Annotated in this window: 23 protein-coding genes and 1 riboswitch; of the genes, 8 read left to right on the top strand and 15 right to left on the bottom strand. The window is 37.7% G+C overall.

Features of this window, described 5'->3' with window-relative positions:
- Positions 1-6 precede the first annotated feature (6 nt).
- The 14 genes from EDC37_RS05275 to EDC37_RS05340 form a co-directional block, all read right to left on the bottom strand.
- Positions 7-438 (bottom strand): flagellar protein FlaG, encoded by a 432-nt coding sequence (locus EDC37_RS05275; RefSeq protein ID WP_165874461.1) that lies wholly within the window; start codon positions 436-438, stop codon positions 7-9.
- Positions 439-682: 244 nt separating this feature from the next.
- Complete coding sequence (csrA, locus tag EDC37_RS05280) at positions 683-907, bottom strand: carbon storage regulator CsrA (RefSeq protein WP_132548664.1); 225 nt, start codon at positions 905-907, stop codon at positions 683-685.
- Positions 907-1,359, bottom strand: a complete 453-nt coding sequence (fliW, locus tag EDC37_RS05285) for a flagellar assembly protein FliW (RefSeq protein ID WP_132548666.1) — start codon at positions 1,357-1,359, stop codon at positions 907-909. Before fliW ends, csrA begins: the two co-directional genes overlap by 1 nt.
- A gap of 14 nt (positions 1,360-1,373) precedes the next feature.
- A complete protein-coding gene (locus EDC37_RS05290; RefSeq protein WP_132548668.1) occupies positions 1,374-1,934 on the bottom strand; it encodes a DUF6470 family protein in 561 nt (186 codons plus the stop codon).
- A 40-nt stretch (positions 1,935-1,974) separates the two neighbouring features.
- Positions 1,975-3,429, bottom strand: a complete 1,455-nt coding sequence (locus EDC37_RS05295) for a flagellin (RefSeq protein ID WP_132548670.1) — start codon at positions 3,427-3,429, stop codon at positions 1,975-1,977.
- Positions 3,430-3,436: 7 nt separating this feature from the next.
- A complete protein-coding gene (flgK, locus tag EDC37_RS05300; RefSeq protein WP_132548672.1) occupies positions 3,437-5,164 on the bottom strand; it encodes a flagellar hook-associated protein FlgK in 1,728 nt (575 codons plus the stop codon).
- A 15-nt stretch (positions 5,165-5,179) separates the two neighbouring features.
- The gene (gene flgN, locus EDC37_RS05305) at positions 5,180-5,599 is read right to left on the bottom strand and encodes a flagellar export chaperone FlgN (protein WP_132548674.1); all 420 of its coding nucleotides are present in this window, start codon (positions 5,597-5,599) and stop codon (positions 5,180-5,182) included.
- Between the two features lie 9 nt (positions 5,600-5,608).
- The gene (locus EDC37_RS05310; protein WP_132548676.1) at positions 5,609-6,094 is read right to left on the bottom strand and encodes a flagellar protein FlgN; all 486 of its coding nucleotides are present in this window, start codon (positions 6,092-6,094) and stop codon (positions 5,609-5,611) included.
- A 29-nt stretch (positions 6,095-6,123) separates the two neighbouring features.
- On the bottom strand, positions 6,124-6,414 hold the full coding sequence (gene flgM / locus EDC37_RS05315) for a flagellar biosynthesis anti-sigma factor FlgM (RefSeq protein WP_132548678.1): 291 nt from the start codon (positions 6,412-6,414) through the stop codon (positions 6,124-6,126).
- Positions 6,415-6,574: 160 nt separating this feature from the next.
- Positions 6,575-6,985 carry a flagellar protein gene (locus EDC37_RS05320; protein WP_132548680.1) on the bottom strand — a complete coding sequence of 137 codons (411 nt, stop codon included), beginning with the start codon at positions 6,983-6,985 and terminating at the stop codon, positions 6,575-6,577.
- 91 nt (positions 6,986-7,076) lie between these two features.
- Complete coding sequence (locus EDC37_RS05325; RefSeq protein WP_132548682.1) at positions 7,077-7,724, bottom strand: ComF family protein; 648 nt, start codon at positions 7,722-7,724, stop codon at positions 7,077-7,079.
- A 20-nt stretch (positions 7,725-7,744) separates the two neighbouring features.
- Positions 7,745-9,904 carry an SF1B family DNA helicase RecD2 gene (gene recD2 / locus EDC37_RS05330; RefSeq protein WP_132548684.1) on the bottom strand — a complete coding sequence of 720 codons (2,160 nt, stop codon included), beginning with the start codon at positions 9,902-9,904 and terminating at the stop codon, positions 7,745-7,747.
- 29 nt (positions 9,905-9,933) lie between these two features.
- Positions 9,934-11,874, bottom strand: a complete 1,941-nt coding sequence (locus EDC37_RS05335) for an ABC-F family ATP-binding cassette domain-containing protein (protein WP_132548686.1) — start codon at positions 11,872-11,874, stop codon at positions 9,934-9,936.
- Between the two features lie 122 nt (positions 11,875-11,996).
- Positions 11,997-13,307 carry an LCP family protein gene (locus EDC37_RS05340; RefSeq protein WP_231039970.1) on the bottom strand — a complete coding sequence of 437 codons (1,311 nt, stop codon included), beginning with the start codon at positions 13,305-13,307 and terminating at the stop codon, positions 11,997-11,999.
- 253 nt (positions 13,308-13,560) lie between these two features.
- On the opposite strand from EDC37_RS05340, the gene EDC37_RS05345 reads away from it, so the two are divergent.
- From EDC37_RS05345 to EDC37_RS05355, 3 genes are all read left to right on the top strand, one after another.
- A complete protein-coding gene (locus EDC37_RS05345) occupies positions 13,561-14,382 on the top strand; it encodes a Cof-type HAD-IIB family hydrolase (protein WP_132548688.1) in 822 nt (273 codons plus the stop codon).
- 69 nt (positions 14,383-14,451) lie between these two features.
- Entirely contained in the window at positions 14,452-15,840 is a 1,389-nt protein-coding gene (locus tag EDC37_RS05350; RefSeq protein ID WP_165874462.1) for an SGNH/GDSL hydrolase family protein, read from the top strand.
- Positions 15,841-15,983: 143 nt separating this feature from the next.
- On the top strand, positions 15,984-17,150 hold the full coding sequence (locus EDC37_RS05355; RefSeq protein ID WP_132548692.1) for an FprA family A-type flavoprotein: 1,167 nt from the start codon (positions 15,984-15,986) through the stop codon (positions 17,148-17,150).
- Between the two features lie 172 nt (positions 17,151-17,322).
- Here EDC37_RS05355 and EDC37_RS05360 read toward each other — a convergent pair whose 3' ends face one another.
- Positions 17,323-18,249, bottom strand: coding sequence for a metal ABC transporter solute-binding protein, Zn/Mn family (locus EDC37_RS05360; protein WP_132548694.1), 927 nt, complete (start codon positions 18,247-18,249; stop codon positions 17,323-17,325).
- A 179-nt stretch (positions 18,250-18,428) separates the two neighbouring features.
- Here EDC37_RS05360 and EDC37_RS05365 point away from each other — a divergent pair, with 179 nt between their 5' ends.
- From EDC37_RS05365 to EDC37_RS05385, 5 genes are all read left to right on the top strand, one after another.
- Positions 18,429-19,112 carry a metal ABC transporter ATP-binding protein gene (locus EDC37_RS05365; RefSeq protein WP_132548696.1) on the top strand — a complete coding sequence of 228 codons (684 nt, stop codon included), beginning with the start codon at positions 18,429-18,431 and terminating at the stop codon, positions 19,110-19,112.
- Positions 19,099-19,914 (top strand): metal ABC transporter permease, encoded by an 816-nt coding sequence (locus tag EDC37_RS05370; RefSeq protein WP_132548698.1) that lies wholly within the window; start codon positions 19,099-19,101, stop codon positions 19,912-19,914. The genes EDC37_RS05365 and EDC37_RS05370 overlap by 14 nt, the downstream gene beginning before the upstream one ends.
- Complete coding sequence (locus tag EDC37_RS05375; RefSeq protein WP_165874463.1) at positions 19,907-20,344, top strand: Fur family transcriptional regulator; 438 nt, start codon at positions 19,907-19,909, stop codon at positions 20,342-20,344. Before EDC37_RS05370 ends, EDC37_RS05375 begins: the two co-directional genes overlap by 8 nt.
- A gap of 95 nt (positions 20,345-20,439) precedes the next feature.
- A riboswitch (M-box (ykoK) riboswitch) is annotated at positions 20,440-20,610 on the top strand.
- A 151-nt stretch (positions 20,611-20,761) separates the two neighbouring features.
- On the top strand, positions 20,762-22,504 hold the full coding sequence (locus EDC37_RS05380; RefSeq protein ID WP_132548702.1) for an ABC transporter permease: 1,743 nt from the start codon (positions 20,762-20,764) through the stop codon (positions 22,502-22,504).
- An 18-nt stretch (positions 22,505-22,522) separates the two neighbouring features.
- On the top strand, positions 22,523-23,800 hold the full coding sequence (locus tag EDC37_RS05385) for an ABC transporter ATP-binding protein (protein WP_132548704.1): 1,278 nt from the start codon (positions 22,523-22,525) through the stop codon (positions 23,798-23,800).
- Positions 23,801-23,901 lie beyond the last annotated feature (101 nt).

The raw sequence follows: 23,901 nt of genomic DNA on the forward strand, positions 1-23,901 counted from the left end.
GTATAATTATGCATTTTCATCAAGAAATTTGCCAACCCATTCTTTGGTTTTCATTAGTGTTTTCATGACATCTTCAGGTGGAAATGATTTGATCGTTTTTTGTGTATTTATATCAATCATTTTTACACCAAGCTGATCAAGTTCCTTATACCATACAAATTTTAGCTGGAGATTCATGTCGTTCATATCAGTATTCAGTTTATCGGTCATTTTTTTTACGTCGTCAGCAGAAAAATTTGGGGTGGTCCCCTTTTTTACATCATCAATAGCTGTGTTTAGTAAATTTTCTACCTTGTTTCTGTCTGACAATGAACTCAAATTGGTCGTTTCAACCGGTGTTTCTGCCGATTCATCCTTTTTTTGCCCGGTGTAAGAAGACAGATCATTTATCACAGCCTTCACATTACCTGAAATAGCATTTAATACATTATCAAGCATAATCCATTCCCTCCATAGAAAATAACATCCCAATTGAGTAAAATGCCACTGCCGGTGCATTTGGCGCAGATAACAAGAGCTTAGAACAGCTAAAAATGTTTTTCCTGTTAGTCGGTTGGCGAATATTACCCTTTTAAACTTTAATCTGTCGCAGGTTATGCGAGATTTATATAGAACAGTAAAACTGATTCATTATTATCAAAATGGATAAATTTTACTGTAAATTAGCCCAATAATAAAATATTCATTTATCTTTCATGATTTTTGATAAATCAGCATCTGGTGTTTGGGCAGCCGATTTTTTATTTTCTTCCAATATTGCTTCGTATATTTCACCACGGTATATCTTTATGTCACGTGGTGCATCTATTGCCAGGCGAACGTTTGCTCCCTGAACGTCAGAAATATGAATAACAATGTTATCACCTATAGTTATATATTGACCCGGGCGGCGTGTTAAAACAAGCATTATTTATTATCCCCCGTATTTTTATCAGCTACCAATTTATGGTGCGTTGTATAATCCGTATTTTCCAGTATCAATTGTACCCCTTGAAGATTGTTTTGATTTATAATAACAGGGGCTAGCAAATTGGCTGTCGTTTTTTTAACGTCTCCATCGTGTACTGTTAAAAATGAGAAGATTAACAGATCTTCCTGTTTTTCTATTTTTAGGGCTTCCATTACATCATCATTTATAGTAATTTCATAGTCTGCAAAAAAAGCAAAGGGATTAACCATTAAAAATGCCAAATCAGGTGTTATAACTGATTGTAAGAATAAAAATGCCGTTTCCTCTCCATACGGAATAATTATAAATTCATGTTCTGTTTCAAAAGCAGGAATTCCCTCCGTAAATTTAATTATCTTATTTTCATCAATATCGATACAGCCGAACCTAGTCGTGTCTATTTTCTTCAATTGAGAACCTCCAATTATGCGTAAGCATCATAATTATTTTGTGTAGTCCACATCTTTACAGATGCATATTGTTTTACAGAGATGTTAACTTTAGCCGGAAGGTATTGTAATGTATACTTTCCTGGTGTGATTTCAATCGTTGAAATTCCTGGATCAATAGTTCCCTCTATCTTAGATGGTGTGACAGTAATTTGGGGAGCTGGCATTGAACTTACCGTTAAACCTACTTGTTTAGGCATCATATTTTCGCGGCTTATATCAGCCAGAACATTTGTCAATGGACCGTTATTTCGAACTTCACGTCCTTCACGCATTCTTCTTGCGATGCCCTCACTGAGCCCTTCGGCACCTTGTGAGGCAAGTTTTTTTCCAAGTGCGGACACCGTATATAAGCCCAGTGATTCTCTTGCAGCCGTAGAATTAATTTTAACACTTACCGGAATAATCTTCAAATTATTTTTTGGAGCTTCATATTTCCCTTTGCTTGTCGGTTCTGGCATATTGGGATCCACTTTTCCCGGGTCAGCTTTCATTCCTAGTATGAAATTTGTCGTTCTTATATTTAATTGCAGCATCCGTGCATCACACTCCAAAATTGTTGAAAAACGAAGTTTATCAGCTCAAATAATCTGCTATAGATTTAGGTAAAATGTTTTTACCCATTGCGATGGAAATATTATATATTGTCTGCGCGGTAAGTAGTTTGGTCATTACTTCTGCGGTATTTACACCATTAACATTATTTATATTATCCTTGATTACCACATTTTGATTCTGCATGGTATCAATTGCATTGGAATAAGCAAGTTGTCTTGAGGCAAGTGCTGTTTGTGACTTTTGAAGTGTTGTGACCGCATTATTTGCCAGGGTGATACCATCACTTGACAACCATGCCTGGTTACCACCGTCCATTTCTGCAACGACAGTTAATAGGTCATTTAAGGTAGCACTTCCATGTGATGTCCCAAAGATGTCACTTTCACCAAAAACATCTGTACCGGTGAGATTGACACTGTCGCGGGTCTCATCTGCATCTCCGCTCAGCTTAACCATGGATATTTTATTGTCATCACCAGTATAGGAAACCACATATTGGCTTATTGTGTTAAAAGAAAAAGTAAGGCTGGAGCCATTAACGGCTTCTGTTATATTGCTACTACCCTTTAAAGCACCATTATTGGCATTGTCAAAATATTGATTAATAAAATCACTGCGTACATTGGTTGTAAGATTATTATAATCAGTTTGGCTGGCATATGTTGTGGCATTTAAATTGCCAGCTGATAATTCACTGGCATTTGCTGGTAAGTCAGCTAAGGCTGATTTTGTGGTCAGAGTAATTCTGCCTACAGCATCAGCGGCGGTAACGCTAGTTTGGCCGGCGTTTATTTTATCCTTATAGCCATTTTGTACAAAATCCTTAGAGAAGATATAACCTGTACTTGGATCAAGATAGTATTCGCCACCATCACTGCCCTTTAGACTAAGCATTTGATTTAAATTACCGACTTGGGTTCCGCCCTTTACTTTTGTATCTACACCATTTATTTTGACTGTTTTGCCAAAAAAGCTTGACTGATTTTCATCAAGGGTTTTTGTTAGTCCCCGTTCTACTTTTGTATCTGATAGCGTAAATGGTTGTGTTTTATCTTTCTGACCAGCAAAAAGATATCTGTTGCCGAGGTCTTGATTACCTTGACTGATGGTTTCCTGCAAAATGGCAAGCAGCTGACTAGCTGTAGCCGGATTGTCAGTTGTACCGTCATTGGTTCCGTTAGCAGCTTGGTTTACCTGTTCTACAAAAGTATCGAATTGACTTTTTATATTTGTCAAAGCATTGTCACTGGCCTTCATCCATGAGACACCATTTTGCGCGTTTTCGATATATTGTTGGTTTTCAACGTCATTATTTGTATATGATAAATATCTGGAATAATCTACGGGATCATCGGACGGTCTATTAAGTCGCTGCTGAGTAGCGTTTTGTTCTGTGAGCTTTGCCTGCTGCTCATAATTCCCGTTAACTGCGTTCATGTAATTTTGAAGCATCATTGTACTACTTACACGCATCTAATCATCACCTTCCCACTGTTCCTGTGCTGTTTATAAGTTTATCTAACATTTCGTCCATAGTTGTTAAAACTCTAGTGCAGGCTGAATACCCCTGCTGAAATTTAATCATGTTCGTGAGTTCTTCGTTCCAGTTAACTCCGGAAATGGATTGTCTGGAATTGTCAACTTGTGTTACGATCGAGGTCATTTTGGTTACATTATCATCAGTAGTGGCTGAGGCAGTACCTAATACAGCCATTGCGTCAGCATAATAGTCATTTAAAGATGAATTTCCGGTAGAACTTTGTTTTATTACATTTCCGTTGGCATCAAGTACTTGTCCTGCAGCGTTCCGTACAGTATCGCTGATAGCAGCCTCATTTAGTGATGTGTTAAAGAGTGTGCTTAAGGTTACAGCATTTGAACCATCTGCTTCATCAGCAGTTCCATTTTTAGTTGGGATCCTATCAGCATAATCAACTTTATTTCCTGATGCATCGGTGTAATAGGTTTTTCCATCAGCATCTGTGGTTTTATTTGCTCCCTTGGCAGCTATGTAATCTGTACCACCCTCAGCTGTTATTTTTTTGTTAACTGATAGTTCATTAATAAGGTTTATACCGCGCAATTTTTCGATACTACCAGTACTGTCAGTTTTTTCAACATAAGCTTTTTCGTAACCTTCAGCCAGACTATTTTTATCGTCTACCCAGTTGTAAGTATTTGTTGTATCCCCAAAAAAATTGATATCAGTTGAGCCAGCACCGTTATTTGCACCGTCAATACCATATCCTTCTTTATGTTGGGCATTGAAGGTTGTAAGGAAGAAAGCAGAATAATCGGCAAGTTTATCAATGTAACTTTTATTTTCAGCAACGTTATCCTGCACAGCTTTCATTTCTCCGTCAGCAGGATTATAAATTGTTCCAGTTTCTTTGAATATCAGATTGTAATCAGTTATTCCATATTCTGAATTGTTTTCTGCTTGAAGACTTAGTGTAATTTTACTTTTACCATCGACTAAGGTACTGCCATTGCTGTTAACAGTATAAGATCCGTCGCTTTGTATAATTACATCTGTTTTTACATATTTTGATAAATCATCAACAAGTTTATCTCTTTGATCACGTAAATCGTTTGCCATGCCACCGTTGGCTTCCAGCTGCACGATATTCTTATTCAAAGACAATATTTGATCAGTAATTTTGTTGACGTCAGTTACATCTGCCTGCAATTGTCCATAGTTAGAAGTAATTTGTGACTGTACTTTAGAAGCCATGTCTTTTATCTTGTCAGTCATGGTTATAGCCATATCACGTACGTTAATACGGGTATCATTATCACTGGCAGCCGTAGATAATTCTTGCCAAGAAGACCAAAAATCATTTATTGAACTTTTTAGTCCGACATCTTCACTATTTATTTGGGAATCATTAAAGATGTCTTCTATTGTCGTATAATTATTTTGTCGTTCTTCATAATACGATTTAGTAGAGTTTTCATTCCAATAATGTTTATCGGCAAAAATGTCACGGGCTCTTGTTATTGAAGCTGCATTTACTCCAGTTCCTACATAACTGGTACCATATAATGTGCTTTGGTCTAATGCCTTTGTTGCCACCAAATTAACACTTTGGCGAGAATAGCCTTCCGTGCTGTCATTGCTTAAATTTTGGCCAACGGTATCAAGTGCGAGCTGATGTGCTTGAATCCCACTGACCATTGTATTTAATCCTGAAAATGTCGATCTCATTATTCATCATCCTTTTTATATGCTCTGATCAAACATCTTTATTTTTCTCGTACTGTTTGCTGTATCGCCATCAGGTTTATATGATGCACCAGCCACAGCTTGGGTCGCTACATTTATGTTAAACCTTATAAAGTCCATTCTATTTTTTAGCAACAGTGTATTAGCCGTATTGATTTTTTGAATATCTGCTGCTAGAGTTTTTATCTGCCCTAAAAACTGGTTAATAACAGCAGTATTTTCTTTGTCGGTATGTTCTTTTTTTATACTGCGGTCCAGTTTTTTTATTTCATTCATTAATGTTTCCATGTTATGGGTTTCTTCCTGGAAACTTTTGTCATTGAGTTCCGTAAGGTATGTCCTTTGCTGGGCAACACAGAGTTGCAATTGTTTATAATTGTCAAGTTGCTGTTGATATTTATTTATTATGTCATCCATATTGTATCCTCAAATTTTAAGTTCAAAATTTTTCTCATGGGGTGAAAAGTTTTGGGTTCCATTTTTCCCATAGCCGGGATCAGCTTTAATGCCTGCCAGAGAATTTATATTCATGTTAACGGCTGTCAAAGCACCTTGCATTAGAAGTTTGTTTGCTTCACTTATGGAAGAAACTTTTTGTACACTTGCTGACAAGTCATTGTTTACTTTTAGAAAACTATCTTTATATTCTTGTGGACAAAAATGCAGTAAATTTTTGACATTTGAATGTTCATTTATTGGCGAATTATTAACGGCCATTGTTTTTAAAATGTTTTTACGTGTTTGTTCTGCTGTAATTATAGAATTAATAATTGCTTGTTCTTCTTTTATAAGACCTTCCAAAGTATGCATATCTATGTCTAAAACAGCTTTACGTTTTTTTTCGTTAAGCACAAAGAGCTGCGCGTATATTTCTACAAGAGTTTGGATGATATCAATTAATTTTTGCCACATGACAGACTCCTTAATTTAATATTTAGACATTAAAATAAAACATTATTTACAATATTATTTGCAAGTTTATCGGCATCTACCTGATAGTTATTATTGTTTATAAGTGTACGGTAATTTTTTACTAGATCATCCCTGACCTCTGGCATAGCCCTGAGTTTATTTAAAAACCCAGCAAAATCTTGTCCTTCATTGGATAGAACGATTTTATCACCGTCGGCATCACTTTCCCTGCTGTTTTCTGTTCTGGGATTAGTTTTGCTGACATTGTTTACATATATATTGTTCACAACAGAGTGAATGTGACCACTGTTTGAAATCATTATATATCCCCTCCTAAAAAAAATTGCCGATACTTTCTTATAAAGTAATATCGGCAATAACTTTGTTTAAATTAAGGGACAATATCGGATAAATATAACTATTTTTCTCATCCAATATACTATTTTCGAAGATTTTCGTATATTTAGACAGCATGTTATTTTATTTCAGATACATGCCCCGGCTTTTTATGGAACCCTTACCTTGGTTTTCTTTTGCCTGTTTCCTTTGGTTCATAGTATCTTTTATTTTTTTTATGTCCGCTTTTAATTCTTGTGCGCATTTATTACAATAACGGCCTTCTTTAATCATTTTGCCGCATCTTTCACAAGGATAATTAATTTCACCTTTACCGACAAATCTTCCGGCCCGCAGCATACGCATAATAGTTTTTTCTTTTACACCGGTGTTTTCGTATATTTGCTTTATTGTACTGCCGGGATTGTCACGCAGATAGCTGCAGACAACCACTTCATATTGCTCTTCCTTGCGCAAGCAGTCGTTGCACATGCCCGCTCCGGTGTCAATAAATATTTTTCCACATTCGGGACAATTCCTCATTTTATTAGCCATGATATTCCCTCCCCATAGCAACTGTCGTTGTTATTATTATAACTTAGCCGGTTAAATTTAACAATCTATATTATGTACGCACAATAATTTTTTAAGCATCACTGGCCAGAACCAATCCGTATACCGTTGTGGCTCCGTTGTTGCGAAGGACAGCAGCACATGATTCGAGGGTTGCACCTGTAGTATAAATGTCGTCGAGGAGTAAAAAAGATTTTCTCTGGGCTGTAAAATTCTCTTTTAGGGAAAATGCTCCCTGTATATTTCGGAACCGTTCGTTTCTATTTAATTTATGCTGACGCTCCGTAAAATGAGTACGCTTGAGGTATTCTTCAAAGTGGCGGTTTTGGGTGTTAAGCCATTTTTTAAATATCAATTCAGTTTGATTGAAACCTCTTTGCCGTAATCTTTTTTTATGCAGGGGGACACAGATTATATTGTCTATATCTGCTGGTAATGACAGCGATAATGATACAGTGTCTATGTATTTATGAATGCTATGCAGGGCACTTTTTTTCCCATTGTATTTTAAATTTATTATTAAGCTGCGCATCGTTCCATGATAGTTAGCCAAAGCCCAGACCTTGTCAAATATGGAATCAGGTGGAAGCGCTACCAAGTGGACATTCGTTTCTTTTTGCAGGCATGGCGTACACCAATCGCCTTCATGCTGTACATAGCTGTGGCATGAAGGGCAGCGCGGTGGGAAAAGTAATTCCATAAATGCGTTTAAGATATCCATAGTTTAATATTACCTCAAATTTAATTTATGTTATGTGCCAGCCGTTCTGCCAGTAAAGTGTATCTTTTTTGTGTCCGGTTATTCTGCACAGCTGTGTATAAAGCTTTTTTGGAACCGAGCAGGATAACTTTTTCTTTTGCTCTTGTAACTGCTGTATATAAAAGATTGCGCTGGAGCATTATAAAATGTCCATTCGTAAGCGGTAATATAATAATTTTATATTCGCTCCCTTGGCTTTTATGGACACTCATGGCATATGCAAGCATTAATTGGTTGGTTTCAGCCTGTTGGTAATCTACACTATTTTCACCAAAAGTGACGGTGATTTTTTGCGGTGTTATTGCTTTTATAAAGCCTATGTCACCATTAAAGACATTTTTTTCGTAATTATTTTTTATTTGCATTATTTTATCGCCGCAACGAAAGGTCTGGGAGGCTGTTTTGTATTCGTTTTTTTCTGCTGAGGTACTATTTAAAGCATCCTGCAATAATTTATTTAGGTTGCTTACACCACAGGGAAGCCGATGCATTGGCGCAAGTACTTGTGCATCTGTAAGAGGATCAAAACCTGCGGCAGGCAGGTCGTTTTTACACAAAGAGACTATTTTTGCGGCTGTAGTTTCGTCATCTTCTATTTCCAAAAAAATAAAATCACTGCTTGAAGTATAGTCTGGCATTCTGCCGGCATTTATGGCATGGGCGTTATGGATTATTATACTTTCCTGTGCCTGACGGAAAATTTCCTCAAGTCTTAATGAAGAAACAGCGCCCGAACGAAGCATGTCCTTTAATACGGCACCTGGGCCGACAGCGGGCAGTTGGTCGACATCACCTACTAAAACAATACGGCAGCCGTTTGGTATTGCATTGAGAAAGTGTTGCATGAGCACTATGTCTACCATTGATACTTCATCAATTATGATGGCATCAGCTTCAAGTGGTTCATCACTGTCTTTGCCGAAGGTTGATTCGTCACCGGCTCTTATTCCTGTCGCTTCAAGCAGGCGATGGATAGTGCTGGCACTTTGTCCTGTCGATTCTGCCAATCTTTTGGCTGCCCGTCCGGTAGGCGCGCCTAATAGTACCTTTAAACCAAAATGCTGCAATACAAAAAGTATGCCTTGGATCACTGTTGTTTTTCCTGTACCAGGCCCACCGGTCAGGATGAACATGCCGTGTCGCAGCACAGCTTCGATAGCTTCCCTTTGTTTTTGCGCCAATTTTAATTGGCTGCCGGCTTCCCATTCGCTGGTCATCTTTGCCGCGTTTTCGAGAGGAAGCGGTTCGACACTGCTGTCAAGTTCTAAAATTCGCTGGGCAGTTTGTTTTTCCGCAAAATAAAGATAGGGCGGATAAATAAGCTGTTCACCGCCTATGTATTCCGTATATAGATGATCCTGGTCAATTTCTTGTTGTAATTTGGTATGGATGCTTTCTCTTCCTATATTTAAAAGCTTTGCTGTTTTAGTTACGATAAGGTTTTCCGGTGCACAGCAATGTCCATTTGTGGCTATTTGCAGTAATGCGAAATTTATGCCGGCAATTATTCTGCTGTCATCGTTTTTTTCTACACCGAGCTGTGCAGCTACCTGATCTGCTGTTAAAAAACCGATACCGTCAATATCGTGTGCGAGCCGATAGGGATCATTTTCCATTATCTCAATGGCAAAAGAGCCATATTCTTCAAAGATGCGTCCGGCATAAGTGGAGGAAAGCCCATGTGTCTCCAGCCAGATCATAATTTCGCGCAGTTCGCCCTGTTCATTATACGATTCAAAAATTTTCTGCGCTGTTTTTTTACCAATACCGCTGACTTCACAGAGTTTGCCTGGTGAGTTTTCTATAATTTGCAATGTTTCTTTGCCGAACATGGCAACAATGCGTTTCGCCATAGCTGGGCCTATACCGGCAAGTGCCCCTGAAGACAAAAAGCGTTCAATGCCGTCAGAGCTGTCCGGTGCTGTTGCTTTCAGTTTAGCAGCTTTAAACTGTTGGCCGAAACGGGGATGGACTACCCAGCTGCCCTCTACACAGACATTCTGTCCTACTAAAGGAGCGGGAAAACTGCAAGTGACTGTTATTGAAGTACTTTGTTGTTCTGGTTTCAAACGAAATACGCTAAAGCTGCCGGTAGCGTTGGTAAAAATCACCGCTTGGATACTGCCTTCAATCTTTTCCATAATTTTACCCTGCCCACATCATGATATAGTTATTGCATAAGCTTGTCCCACTCTTCGTATTTTGCATCGATTTCAGCCTGTTTGGCGGCATAGGCATTGGCTATTTTGGCGCTTTCCTGTGGATCTTGCTGGAGGCTGGGATCGTTCATCTGCATTTCTAAGGCTTTCAGTTCTGCTTCCAGCATAGCTATTTCCGCTTCACAGCGTTTCAAAACAAGTTGTTTTTTATCTTCACTAAATAAATTTTCTTTTTTATTTTTACTTTTATCTAGCTTATCTTTTACATAAGGTTTCTTTTCTTTTATTGCAGCGGGTTTAGCAGCAGTTTTATCTTTTTTGGCAGAAGGTTGTTTTTCTATAGGTGCAGATGCTTCGTCCAATTTTTTTTGCCGGTAATAGCTGTAATTGCCATCATATTGTTTAAGCTGTCCGTCTGTCATTTCATAAGTACAGTTGGTAACCTTGTCTAAAAAGTACCGATCATGGGATACAACAAGGAAAGTTCCCGGAAAGGTCATCAAGGCTTTTTCTACGGCCTCGCGGGCAGGAATATCCAAATGGTTTGTCGGTTCATCTAAAATTATAAAATTAGCACCGTCCATCATCAGCTTTAGTAGTGCTAAACGTGCTTTTTCTCCGCCGGACAACTCAGCCACTATTTTGTAGACACTGTCACCTTTAAATAAGAATGCCCCTAGATAATTTCGTGCCTGTTCATCTGCAATACCGTAATTATAGGTTATTTCTGCCAATACCGTATTCTGCCCGTTCAGTTCTTCATGGTGCTGGGAGAAATAACCTGTTTTTACACGATTGCCAAGCTTTATTCGTCCTTTATCTGCTTCAAGCTCACCACAAATTAACCTGAGCAATGTTGTTTTACCTGTTCCGTTAGGCCCAATCAGGGCAATGCCATCTCCCTTATGCACTGTCATCGTCAGATGGTTGCAGATTGGAACCGTATCAAAGGAAAAAGATAAATCTTCTATTTCCAACACTTTTTGCGCACATTCCAAGGGTGGATTAAATAGAAAATAATTAAAACCTGCCGGATCGGGGGGAAGTATTATCCTTTTTAATCTTTTTAGCTGTTTTTCCCTGCCGCGTGCCTGTTTTGATTTTATACCGGCTTTATATTTACGAATATATTCTTCCGTTTTTTTTATGTGTTCTTGTTGTTTAACGAAAGCGGACTCTAAAGCAGCGCGTCTATCGGCACGTACACGCATTGCCCTTGAATAATTGCCTTCATAAATGTCTATTTTTTTATCAATTAGCTCTATTATAGAGGTTGTCACTTTATCAAGGAAAAAACGGTCATGCGATATCATTAAGATACCGCCTTTGTAGTTTTGCAAGAAATCTTCCAACCATTCTATCATTGTGACATCTAAATGGTTTGTCGGTTCATCGAGAAATAAAAAATCAGGTTCGCGCAAAAGTGCCTTCGCAAGACAAATACGTGTCTTTTGTCCGCCTGAAAAATGCAAGGGTGATTTTTGCAGGTCGGCATCACTGAAACCCAGGCCAAAAGCTATACGACGAATTTGGTTTTCATATTCGTAACCGCCCAGCCGTTCAAATTCCTCAGAAATTTTTGCATATTCATGCATCATAGCATCTATTTTTGACCGTTGTGTTTCTTGTGCCGTTTCTTTTTCAAGGGCAGTTTTTTTAGCGGCTAATTCCAGCAAATCAGCAAAAACGGTAAGCAATTCTTCATACAGCGTATTCCCAGTAAAACTAGCCTGCTGTTCGACATAACCGATTCTGTCCGCTGCATCCATTTTTACCGTACCACTGTCATAGTCCTCTTTTTCCATAATGCAGTTCATCAGAGTAGTCTTACCTGCACCGTTGGCACCAATAAGGCCAATCTTATCACCCTTAGTTATTTCGAAAGAAACATTGCTGAATAGTTCTCTGATACCATATGATTTTGCTATATTTTCAATACGCAGCAAGCTCAATTTTTCACATCCCAATTTTGTAATTTAGCTGATAATCTGTCTAATACGCACTAATATTTTATATCGTCTTGTTTGTATATTCATGCAAAATAGCGGAAATTCAATTTCCGCTATTTTACAGCTTACTTCTTAAAATCTTTGCCAATATTCAATACAGCCTGTTTTTCTCCGCTGCCGGTCATTATTACACAAGGGAAAGGCATGCCGTAGAAAAGGCCAACTGCATTTTCATTTGTCATTATACGTGTTTTTTCGTTGGCAGAGGTGCGGCCTGTTTCCACGCTGGATATTTTAAAACCCTTATTCATTAATATATCTGCCGCTGCAGCTCCCGCTCCATTTATACCACTCGAATTGATAACCATAACGGTAATATCCTGTGGTTTTACAGGTGCGGCTTTTTTCTCAACCGTCTTCGTTTCACTGTCGCTGTTCTGGTTGGTTTCTGTGGCATCTTCATTTAGCAGTTTCAAACCTTTAGGCAGGTCTTTGGCATATTCTGCTGCTGTTTTATCAGTATCTTGCTGCATCTGTGTTGTGACATTTAGGGACAGCATTTCAGCAATGTCCTGACGCAGTGCTTTTATATCAGGCAGCCAGTAACTGATATCGTCTATATAGGCTGCTTGGCCGGGAAGCATAGAAGAGGTTATTGTGCCGTCTTTTATTTTTGGAATCATTCCCGCGAATTTAAGCATGTCAGTAAACGGCATGTCAGTTTTTACTGTCGCACTCACTTCTTTTATTATCTCAGGTAATTTTGGTAGAACAGACGGCGTTAATACTTTTTCCAAAACAGCCTTTAAAAAATGCTGCTGTCTTGCAACTCTGCCAATATCTCCTTCACCGTCACGAAAGCGGACATACTCTATTGCTTTTTTACCATCCATATGCTGCATTCCCGGATAAAGGTCGATATGCAGCCCGCCGTTATCGTCCCAAGGATCATCGTAATACATCCTTTTTTCGACATCAATGTCTATGCCACCGATAGCGTCAATAATATTTTCAAAAGATTTTATATCTATTAGTACATAATAATTGATTGGCACATCCAACAGGTTTTGCACTGTGTCCTTGCTCAGTTCATGGCCGCCGTAAGCGTAGGCATGATTTATCTTATCATAGCCGTGTCCCTTCATTTGCACTCTGGTATCACGTGGTATTGACATTACGGAAACATCGTCAGTCTTGGTGTCGACGTTAAACAACATCATTGTGTCGCTTCGCCCTACATCGTCGCTGCGACTGTCTATCCCCATGACCATAATAGTGTATTTATCATCTAAGGAAACAGTTGGCTTTGCCGACGTGGCAGCAATACGTTTTGAAAAATTATATGCCAGTACTGTAGCGATAAAGACAAAAAAAACCAACCCTATAATTATTATACGATGATAGCTTCTCTTATATTTTACTTTTTTTTGCTCCAATTTTATTCTCCATAAGTTATTTGCACAAAACATGGGCATAGCTACGCTGCATATGGCTTTTAGTATAACAAAAAACTTTATTATTTTCAATTTTATTAGTATGGATAGCATTAAACATACAAAAGAACTGTAAGGGCAGGCGGTAGTCCAAATGCGGGAGATACACCGGAAATACAGTGTTATTGCTAATCAATCTATTTTATTGTAGAATATTACATATATTTATATTTATTTGTGAAAGGATTAAATAATAATGGCAGTAAAGTTGATCGCTCTGGATATGGACGGCACTACGCTCAACGACGGACATATGGTATCTGACCAAAATCGCGCAGCAATAGATGAGGCTTTAAGAAGAAATATAGTAGTAACGGTTTGTACTGGAAGAAGCAACACTGAGTTAGCACCAATAATAGCAGTTCTTCCTGAAGTGCGATATTTTATAAATGGCAATGGGTGCAAGATTTATGACAAAAAAATGGATAAGGTGATATTATCTGAACCGTTGTCCTTTTCTGCTGCCAATACTATTTACAGGATAGTGCGCGAGTATCCTGTTATGCTTGAAGTATATACAGATAATCAGATTTATACTTCAAAGTCCTGTTATGACCATGCGAATAAATACGTTCCTGCACAATTTCTCCAGCTTATTCTTGATACACGTACGCCGCTGGAAAATTTAAAAGCTCTTTTTCGGCCTGATTGGCAAAAATTAATTTATAAAATAAATATTTTTTATAATAATGTAGAAAATTTTGAAGCCATTCGCGAAAGATGCAAAGATCTACCAGCGGAGATGACAGGTTCCACTGAGGCGAACTTGGAGTTTAACAGTTTGACAGCAAGTAAAGGACGCGCATTATCTAAACTTGCCAGTATTTTAAAAATTGATGCCAGCGAAGTCATGGCTATCGGCGATGGCAGTAATGATATATCAATGCTTAAATATGCCGGTTATTCCATAGCTATGGAAAATGCCATCCCCGAGGCAAAAGCAGCGGCCAAATACCAGACCTTGAATAATAATGAAAATGGTGTAGCCGCGGCTATTAAAAAGTATGCCCTCTGCTGATTTATTCATGACAGATGGCCAATGGGAATTTTGCACCGTGGTTCGTCTGGCTGTAAAGGAAGATATTTTATGAAATACACTATCATACTCGTAGTATTAATCAATATTTTTATTTTATCTGGTGATGCTTATAGTTATAAACAGCTTTATCCTGCTCTTGAGGTAACAACTCATTATACTACCAGTAATCCGGCTTCCGATGCACCACTTCTACGCTGGAGTGAAAATACGAAAGCCGTTTATTATGAGCTGGAAGTTTTTGATAAAATCCCAGATAAATTAAGCAACAATGCTATATCACCAGCGCATGTTTATTTTACAAACCAAGTATTTGTAAATGCATTTAACCTGCCAATGGCTGATATTGCCGGCAATAAAGCAAAAACGCTGTATTGGCGTGTACGGGCAATGGATTTTGACAATAAACCCATTACCAATTTTTCTTCTTTGGAATCACTTTATACTGATGGGCATCCGTCTTCAATTACTTCGCCTGTGCCCAATGCTGAATATAACAGTGGCAATGGTTCAGTTCTTTTGTATCCTGTTTACCAGTGGATTCCCAATGCAGGTGCAACGAAGTTTGAGGTAGAGGTCTTGTCTGCTCCACCGGAAAACCCCAATGGGGTAGAACCTTCCCAATATCGTGTCTTTTCTAACGTGATGGGTTTTTCCTGCGAATATTATGATCCGCAACCACGCATTGGTACGTATTACTGGCGGGTACGCGGCCTCGATGATAATGGGCAGCCTGTAGGCGTTTATTCAGATGCTAAAAAATTCAGCAATGAACCTTCGGCCGGTTATAAGGTCGGTATTTTTGGCGATAGTATAAGCCATGGTGGCGGACATTTATCTTATAGCCCTGCTGATTTTGATTTCAGCTATGCCTCCTATTTAAAAACGCCCTCGATAAATCTTTCGGAGAGTGGCGATACCATCGAAAAGATGGTCAACCGTTTTGATAAGGATGTATTACCTTTTTCTCCTAAATATTTAATTATTATGGGTGCCAGTAACAGTCTGCGGGCAGGCGTCCCTGCCGACAAAGTGATAATAGGTTTGAAAATTCTTCAGCAAAAATGTCAGGAAAATGGAATAAAACCTATTCTTCTTACTTTACCGACGATAAATCCGTATAATATAAATAAAATTTTTGCGGAAGGTACTTCACCGAACTGGGCGCATGAGTTCAACAAAGTTAATAATTATATCCGTACTTGTATCCATATAGATACAGCAGCCGATTTTCCCACTCCACCAGAAGTGCTGCCAACAGAGTTTGCCTTGGATGGGCTGCATCTTGATGATAATGGCAAAGCTATAATGGGGCACACGATAAATGATGGCTGGGATGAAGTAACTGAAGAACTGGCAAAAGAAGATGACGAAGATAAAATTGTTATTACGCCAGAGGAGTTGGAGTTATTTAAAAATACACCAGATGTTACGGATTAATGACGGCTGTCTGTAAATAGATGGTAAAGGGCAGCGAATAATATTGATTTTTATTGTATATAATATGTAACAGATTAATTGTATCTATTAATTACTAGTGTTATAATAATAATAGATTATCTTGTAGAAGGGCAGGGACTATTATGCAGGCAGTTGAAATAAAAAAAGGAATTTATTGGGTTGGTGTTATTGATTGGAATTTGCGAAATTTCCATGGCTATCAGACTGGCAGAGGTTCTTCTTATAATGCTTATCTGATTATAGACGAAAAAATTACACTTATTGATACGGCAAAAGTAAATTTTAAAGATGAAATTATGGAGCGTATATCGTCTATAATTGATCCTGCTAAAATTGATTATATAATTTGCAATCATCTCGAACAAGACCATTCTGGTTCAATTCCTACCATAATGAAAAAATGTCCTAATGCACAAATCTTCACTTGTATGCCAAATGGTTTGAAGAACATCCCTAAGTTTTATGGTGACTTGGCCTATAAAGGCGTAAAAGCCGGAGATTCATTGAGCATTGGCAAAAGAACGCTGCAATTTATCCCTGTACCTATGCTGCATTGGCCGGACAGTATGTTTACCTATTGCCCAGAAGAAAAGATTCTATTTTCTAATGATGGTTTTGGTCAGCATTTTGCGTCCACTGAACGTTTTGACGATCAGGTTGACTTTAGCACCCTGATGTATGAAGCAAAAAAATATTATGCTAATATTTTAATGCTTTATGGGCGTCAGGCGAAAACAGCGCTTTCTGCATTAAAAGATATTGATGTGAAAATGATAGCTACTGGGCATGGTATAATTTGGCGCAGCCATATTTCTGAAATTGTTGAAAATTATAGGAAGTGGTCTGAAGGAGAAACCTCTGATGAGGCTGTTGTCGTTTATGATACCATGTGGCATTCAACGGAAAAAATGGCTAGAACTATTACGGAAGCTTTCGCACGCAGAAATATTCCCGCAAAGATGTATGATCTTAAGGAAAATCACATTTCCGATATAATTACCGAAATACTTACTAAAAAATATTTGGCAGTTGGTTCACCTACGATCAATAATACTATAATGCCAACAGTTGCCTCTTTCCTTTGTTATTTAAGAGGACTCTCGCCTAAAGATAAGAACAGACTTGCTTTTGCTTTTGGCTCATATGGCTGGGGCGGCCAAAGTATCGGAGAAGTTGAAGATGAATTAAAGAAAGCCGGATTTACTATTTGGCTTGATAAAATAAGAATAAAAAACATTCCTTCTAAGGAAGAACTAGAAAATATTACAAAGCTTATTTTGGAAAAATAAGCTAAACGATAAATAGAGGATAATAGAAACATTGCCGCTGATATTTGTATCTACGATACAATACCAGCGGCAATATTTTTAACTTTTTCTAAAAAAATTATGGACATGGGTAAACTTTGGTTTATACTTTGTTTTGTGGAAGCTTAAAATTTGCTGGATAAAGTATATAAGGTTAATTCAAACTTTCATATATTTTGTCTAAGTCATATTTTAAAACTGCAATGTAGTCCATACCATCAGGAATATCTTCAAGTGTATATATTTTTACAGCTTTGGCATTTACTTCATTTGCCAATGTTTCAGAAACTTTAGGACTTACCATGTCTTCTACGAAAATCGTGGTGACATGATTTTCTTTGCAGTAGTCAGTTAATTCTTTTAACTTTTTGGCACTAGGTTCACCGGACAGCAATGCATCTGATACACTGTTTTGCTGTAGGCCAAAATCTCTTGCCAGATAACCGAACGCAGCATGTCCTGTCACGAAATCTTTCCGTTTGGAGTTGGCAAATTTTGCAGCGTATTCTTGTTTTAACTGATCCATATCATTTTTTAAATTTTGGTAGTTCTTTTCGTAGTCATCTTTATTGGCAGGGTCAACTTGGATCAAGGCATTTTTTATATTTTCTGCCTCTAATTCACCGCCCTCAATGCTTAACCAGATATGTGGGTCAGGCAGGCTTGTCCCATTGTCTGCTTTTTCATCAAGCTGCAATGGTGTAGCTCCTTTTGATGCTTCTACTACGGTCAGTTCTTTTTTGTCAATCTTATCAGATACTGTAGAAAGTGATTTATCTAACCAAGATTGTTCGAGGGAAAATCCATTATAAATGAATAATTTCGCATTTTGCAAAGTTGCCAGATTTTGTGCTGTTGGTTCAAAATTATGGGGTTCGCTGCCACTCGGAATGATGTTTTGTACATTGACATGGTCACCGCCGACAGCTTCCGTGATGGCTCTAATAGCATCAAATGAAACTACCACATTTAATTTTTGGCCGTCTGCATTTTGCTGTGCTTCTTTGTTAGTAGTGCCACAACCCCCCATTGTTAACAGAAAAAAGGAGAGGAGTAAATAAATAAGAAAATTTTTTTTCATTGGAACAGTGCCGCCTTTCTAAAATACACAAATAGAAATTTTAGGTTTTATTTATACCTAGATGCAAATGCAAACTATTTGCATTTAGAATAATATAAAGATATAATAGTAAAGAGGAAATGTCAAGTCCGATATAAAAATATACTAATCAAAATGAGAGAAAATACACGGAGGTTATAATGTTAAAAATAAAGCACTTATATTTTTCTTATAGTAATAAGCCTGAGCTTCTGAAAGATATAAATTTTTCAGTAAATAGGGGTGAATATATTTCGATAATCGGTTCCAATGGGTCCGGTAAGAGCACTTTGGTGCGCTTGATTCTTGGTCTGCTTAAACCATCATCAGGCACTATTAGTAATTCTTTTCAAAATATGGCATATGTGCCGCAGCGGTTTAATCAGCTGAATACGCATTTTCCCATTACTGTAAAGGAGATATTGAACTGTTATAAAAATGTTCGGAAAAAACATATACATAAAGAAATAAAGGATGTTTTGACGCTATTGCATATGCCGGAGGAGGAAAATACCTTGATCGGCCAGCTTTCTGGCGGACAATGCCAAAAGGTATTTATTGCCAGGGCACTTTTAGGTGATCCGGATTTGCTTATTTTGGATGAACCATCGAACGGCATAGATAGGCAGAGCCAAATTGATATATATAATTTTCTGGCCAATTTGAACAAGAATGAAAAGATGACAGTGATTTGCGTTGAACATAATTTACAGGCTGCATTGAAAAACTCGACATCATTTTACCATATTGAAAAGGGTAAGGGACATGTTTGTTTGCCAGAGAAATACATAAAGGAATATATTAAAAGTGATTTAGGAGAGAATACAGAGAATGTTTACTTATAATTTTATGCAGAACGCATTTTTAATTTCTATTTTTATTGCGGCATTATGTCCTGTTATTGGTATGTTCCTTGTGTTAAGACGATACTCAATGATGGGTGATACATTATCACATGCCTCTTTAGCCGGTATTGCCGTAGGCATGCTTTTTAACCAAAATCCTGTTTTGAGTGCATTTTTGATGGTTTCTTTTTTTAGTATTGCCATTGAGTGGCTCCGAAAACATTTTCGTACTTATGCCGAACTTATTTTGGTTATTATCTTGTCTCTTTCAATTGGTATAGCCATTACGCTTTTAAGTTCTGGCTTAGTTCATGCCAATATTGATTCATTGATGTTTGGCAGTGTTTTAACTGTCACACGTACGGATTTTTACTGGGTGCTATTTTTTAGTATCGTATCTTTATTTCTGGTATATAAGTTTTATTATGCCCTTGTGTTTATGGTCTTTGATGAAGAAGGAGCTGCTATTGCCGGAGTTAATATAAAGTTTATAAATTATCTTTTTGCGGTGATAGTAGCAGCGACTATTTCCATTTCCATTCGTATTGTAGGAATATTGGTCATAAGTTCACTTATTGCGCTGCCAATCGCCGCAGCACTCCAATTGGAGGTAGGTTTTAAAAAGACACTTTTATATGGTGTATTATTCAGTTATATAGATATTTTTTCAGGGATAATTATTTCATATTGGATAAATGCTGCACCTGGCGGTATTATCGCGATAAATGCAGTATTATTGCTGTTATGTGTCCTCTTTTACAAACATAAAATTAAACATAGGGGGTCTGTTCAAAATGAATGAATGCGACAGTTATAAGCAATATCTGAACCAGCATGGCATGAAGAGTACAAAGCAGCGGAATTTACTGTTATTGATTCTGAAAAAGATACAGGAGCCGCAGACTGCAGAGAAGCTTTATCTGATAGCTAAGGAAACTGATTCGTCTATAAATTTATCTACGGTATATAGAGTTCTGGAGAAATTTACCGAAAAAAAAATAACAATACGCACGTCATTTTTAGATGACAAGTCGGTATATTCACTTTATCCTAAGACGCACCAGCACCAATTGATTTGTCTCCGCTGCAAGAAAATCGTTCTGCTTGAGAATTGTCCGTTGGAGGCGTTTCAGCACAGTGTGGAAAAGTCTACAGATTTTTCCATAGTGAATCATCGGCTGGAATTATATGGATATTGCAGACAATGTCAAAAAATTATAGCAGCAAATTAACAGCAAGTTAATTTTATATTAATATGTATACAGAAATGAAAATTAGCGTTGCATTTTATATTTTTTAGTGATAAGATTGTCCAGTAAACAATTGTATAAGGTTTTGTTAGGTGAGGTTCCTGCAATAAACATAGGCTATTGCCCGGAAACATCGAGAGATGCCAATGGGTAGGACAGGTTTTATCGAAATAAGGTATTACCCGAGATAGCTGAGTATTTATACTCTACGTTATGCAGTGCTAAAACTTGGACGATTAAAAGATTACTATATTTTGCGCTTTCGAACCCTCCTGATTTTATATTGGGAGGGTTTATTTTTTTGCAAAATACTATTTAAACGTATTGGGGAGGTGGTAAGTATGGATGATGGCGAGGGACTGGAAAAGAGAATTAAAAATTTATTTTTAGGAGGAAACCATGGAAGTATTTACCAAATCTTTAGCGAAAAGAAAATTTTCGCTTACGGACGTAATAATAATTGCAGTTATTTTTGTTATTTTATATGCTATTTTAAAATTAAGTGCAGGCATGAATATTCCCTTTACGCAGGGAGACAGGCTTGAGATAGATCTTTCTCCGCTAATGCTGCCTTATTATGCGGGGCGGTCACTGCTGCGCATGTTTATAGCATTTTTCTTTTCCCTTTTGTTTACCTTTATATATGGTTATGTTGCGGCAAAAGTGAAAGCGGCAGGAGCTATAATGATACCTGTCTTGGATATTTTGCAATCTATTCCGGTTCTGGGTTTTTTATCAGCGACCATAATAGCTTTTATGGCAGCTTTTCCCAACAGTCTCATGGGGGTGGAGTGTGCTTCTATTTTTGCTATTTTTACAGGACAGGCTTGGAACATGACTTTTAGTTTCTATCATTCCTTAATAACTATTCCCCAAGATTTGGAAGAGGCAGGGCAGATACTGCATTTTAATCCTTGGCGTAGATTTATTAGCATAGAACTGCCTATTTCGGCTATCGGCCTTATTTGGAATGGGATGATGTCATTTGGCGGTGGTTGGTTTTTCCTTGCGGCCAGTGAAGCTATTAGTGTTTTAGGAGAAGATATACATTTGCCGGGAATTGGTTCATATCTTGCTGTTGCAGTAGAGTCAGGCAATGTGCAGGCAATGCTGTATGCTATGCTGGCAATGCTGATTATGATTTTACTGGTCGACCAACTTTTTTGGCGGCCGCTCGTGGTATGGGGCCAGCGTTTTAAGCTGGAACTTTCTGAAGCTGGTGAACAACCTACTTCCTTTGTTTATGATGTCTTGTATAAATCGTATGTAATGCATTGGTTATACCATCATTTATTGTCACCGTTGGGAGGATTTCTTAATAGCAATATTTTAAAATTCTTTGATGGCGTAGAAAGTAGATCGCAAAAATATCTATATGTGAATAAGAGAAATTATTTAGTAGAAGTATGTAAAATTTTTATCATAATCGTTGTTTTATATAAGCTTTATGCTCCTGCTAAGGAAGCTGCGTTGCTGCTTTATAATATGGGATTACAGGATTTGTCGCAAGCCTTTATGCTGGGCATATATACTGCGGGGCGTGTAATTGCCGCCCTCTTTTTAGGAGCTCTCTGGACTATACCGGTAGGCGTATGGATAGGACTTAATCCAAAGCTGTCAGCAAAGCTGCAACCAGTGATCCAAATAGCGGCTTCATTTCCGGCCAATATGCTTTTCCCATTTTTTACGATATTATTTATTAATTATCATGTTAATTTTGAATATGGGTCTATTTTATTGATGATGCTTGGCACACAATGGTATATTCTTTTTAATGTTATTGCTGGCACTATGAGTATTCCTAATGATCTGCTTGAAGCCACAAATATTTTTGAGCTGAGAGGCTGGAAAAAATGGAAGACTTTGATATTGCCGGGTATTTTCCCTTATTTAGTGACGGGGTTTATTACTGCTTCGGGCGGTGCCTGGAATGCGAGCATAATCTCCGAAATCGTCAGCTGGAAGGAACATACGCTTACTGCTTCGGGTATAGGTGCCTATATTAGTGAAGCTACTATTGCTGGTAATTGGAATGAAATCTTGGTGGGTATAACTGTAATGTGTATACTAGTAGTCTTTATAAACCGCTTCGTATGGCACAAATTATATTATATGGCGCAGACGAAATATCATATGGATTAAGCGGAAGGGGAGAAAAACATGAGAAATTTATTGGAATTAAAAGATATTAAAAAGACATTTAAAATAAAGGATGCCTCTGATTCTGTAGTTTTAGAAGGTATTAATTTACAGGTAAAAGAAGGAGAGTTTTTGGCTGTGCTAGGCCCTTCCGGTTCTGGTAAATCCACGTTGCTGCGCATTATTGCAGGGCTTATACCAAGTTCGGGCGGAACGGTTTCTTATCTGGGAAAAGAAATTCACGGTGTCAATCCGGGTGTGGCCATGGTCTTTCAATCTTTTGCGTTGTTTCCTTGGCTGACAGTTTTGGAAAATGTTATGCTGGGCTTAGAAAGAAAGAAGATGTCTGCGGCGGATAAAAAAGAAAAATCCATGCAGGTATTGGATATTGTGGGGCTGGATGGTTTTGAAAATGCCTATCCGAAGGAGCTTTCCGGCGGGATGCGACAACGTGTGGGAATTGGCAGAGCGCTTGTCAGTGAACCGGATATCTTACTTATGGATGAAGCTTTTTCGGCACTTGATGTCCTTACGGCTGAAAACCTGCGTCGTGATTTATTGGAACTATGGTTGGATAAAAAAATACCTACCAAATCGATTGTACTGATTACGCATGGTATTGAAGAAGCCGTTTATATGGCAGACAGGGCTGTGATTTTATCTTCAGGGCCGGCTACGATAATTAAAAATATCAATATAGACTTGCCCCGTTGGCGTAATAGGAAAACACCGGAATTTTTGGCATACGTTGATGAAATATATTCTATTATGACGAAGAGAAAAACCTCTGTTACTGAACAATTGGTACAGGTTAAAAAGAATTTGATTATTCCACCCGTTTCAGCAGGAGCTTTGACAGGTTTTTTGGAATTATTGGAGGATCTTAATGAAAAAATAGATTTGTATAAACTGGCTAATCGTTTTCTCATGGACATGGAGGATTTTTTACCCTTGATAGAAGCTTCATCCTTATTGGAATTTACAAAGGTTACCGAAGGGGATATTGAACTTACTGCGCATGGTGTGGAATTTGCAAGGGCAACTGTATTGGAAAGAAAAAAATTGTTTTGCCAGCAACTTTTAGCGCATATTCCTTTTGTGCAGAAAATGATAAATATCTTACGCTCTAAATCCAATAGACAAATGAATATAGAATTTTTCGAAGAACTGCTATCGCATATTTTCGGTGAAGAAACAGCAAAAAAGCAATTAGATTTGCTGATTAGCTGGGAACGGTATGCGGAGCTTATCGAATATGATGATAATAAGGAAATAATTTATTTGGAACAATCCAGGTAACGGAATATGGTGAGAACCCCAAAAGATTTTATTAATTATAAAATTAACCGGATATAAGAAACTGCCCTCTATAGATTAGATTTTAAGTCTAATTTTATAGA

Source organism: Pectinatus cerevisiiphilus (assembly GCF_004341685.1).
GTDB classification, from domain to species: Bacteria; Bacillota; Negativicutes; order Selenomonadales; family Selenomonadaceae; genus Pectinatus; species Pectinatus cerevisiiphilus.

Excerpts from the sequence above, each read along its gene's own strand:
- flgM (WP_132548678.1), bottom strand. The coding sequence starts at position 6,414 with ATGATTTCAAACAGTGGTCACATTCACTCTGTTGTGAACAATATATAT.
- EDC37_RS05355 (WP_132548692.1), top strand. The coding sequence starts at position 15,984 with ATGCAGGCAGTTGAAATAAAAAAAGGAATTTATTGGGTTGGTGTTATT.
- csrA (WP_132548664.1), bottom strand. The coding sequence starts at position 907 with ATGCTTGTTTTAACACGCCGCCCGGGTCAATATATAACTATAGGTGAT.
- EDC37_RS05295 (WP_132548670.1), bottom strand. The coding sequence starts at position 3,429 with ATGCGTGTAAGTAGTACAATGATGCTTCAAAATTACATGAACGCAGTT.
- EDC37_RS05325 (WP_132548682.1), bottom strand. The coding sequence starts at position 7,724 with ATGGATATCTTAAACGCATTTATGGAATTACTTTTCCCACCGCGCTGC.
- EDC37_RS05365 (WP_132548696.1), top strand. The coding sequence starts at position 18,429 with ATGTTAAAAATAAAGCACTTATATTTTTCTTATAGTAATAAGCCTGAG.
- EDC37_RS05345 (WP_132548688.1), top strand. The coding sequence starts at position 13,561 with ATGGCAGTAAAGTTGATCGCTCTGGATATGGACGGCACTACGCTCAAC.
- EDC37_RS05370 (WP_132548698.1), top strand. The coding sequence starts at position 19,099 with ATGTTTACTTATAATTTTATGCAGAACGCATTTTTAATTTCTATTTTT.
- EDC37_RS05350 (WP_165874462.1), top strand. The coding sequence starts at position 14,452 with ATGAAATACACTATCATACTCGTAGTATTAATCAATATTTTTATTTTA.
- recD2 (WP_132548684.1), bottom strand. The coding sequence starts at position 9,904 with ATGGAAAAGATTGAAGGCAGTATCCAAGCGGTGATTTTTACCAACGCT.
- EDC37_RS05320 (WP_132548680.1), bottom strand. The coding sequence starts at position 6,985 with ATGGCTAATAAAATGAGGAATTGTCCCGAATGTGGAAAAATATTTATT.
- EDC37_RS05385 (WP_132548704.1), top strand. The coding sequence starts at position 22,523 with ATGAGAAATTTATTGGAATTAAAAGATATTAAAAAGACATTTAAAATA.
- EDC37_RS05360 (WP_132548694.1), bottom strand. The coding sequence starts at position 18,249 with ATGAAAAAAAATTTTCTTATTTATTTACTCCTCTCCTTTTTTCTGTTA.
- EDC37_RS05290 (WP_132548668.1), bottom strand. The coding sequence starts at position 1,934 with ATGCTGCAATTAAATATAAGAACGACAAATTTCATACTAGGAATGAAA.
- EDC37_RS05310 (WP_132548676.1), bottom strand. The coding sequence starts at position 6,094 with ATGTGGCAAAAATTAATTGATATCATCCAAACTCTTGTAGAAATATAC.
- flgN (WP_132548674.1), bottom strand. The coding sequence starts at position 5,599 with ATGGATGACATAATAAATAAATATCAACAGCAACTTGACAATTATAAA.
- flgK (WP_132548672.1), bottom strand. The coding sequence starts at position 5,164 with ATGAGATCGACATTTTCAGGATTAAATACAATGGTCAGTGGGATTCAA.
- EDC37_RS05275 (WP_165874461.1), bottom strand. The coding sequence starts at position 438 with ATGCTTGATAATGTATTAAATGCTATTTCAGGTAATGTGAAGGCTGTG.
- EDC37_RS05375 (WP_165874463.1), top strand. The coding sequence starts at position 19,907 with ATGAATGAATGCGACAGTTATAAGCAATATCTGAACCAGCATGGCATG.
- EDC37_RS05380 (WP_132548702.1), top strand. The coding sequence starts at position 20,762 with ATGGAAGTATTTACCAAATCTTTAGCGAAAAGAAAATTTTCGCTTACG.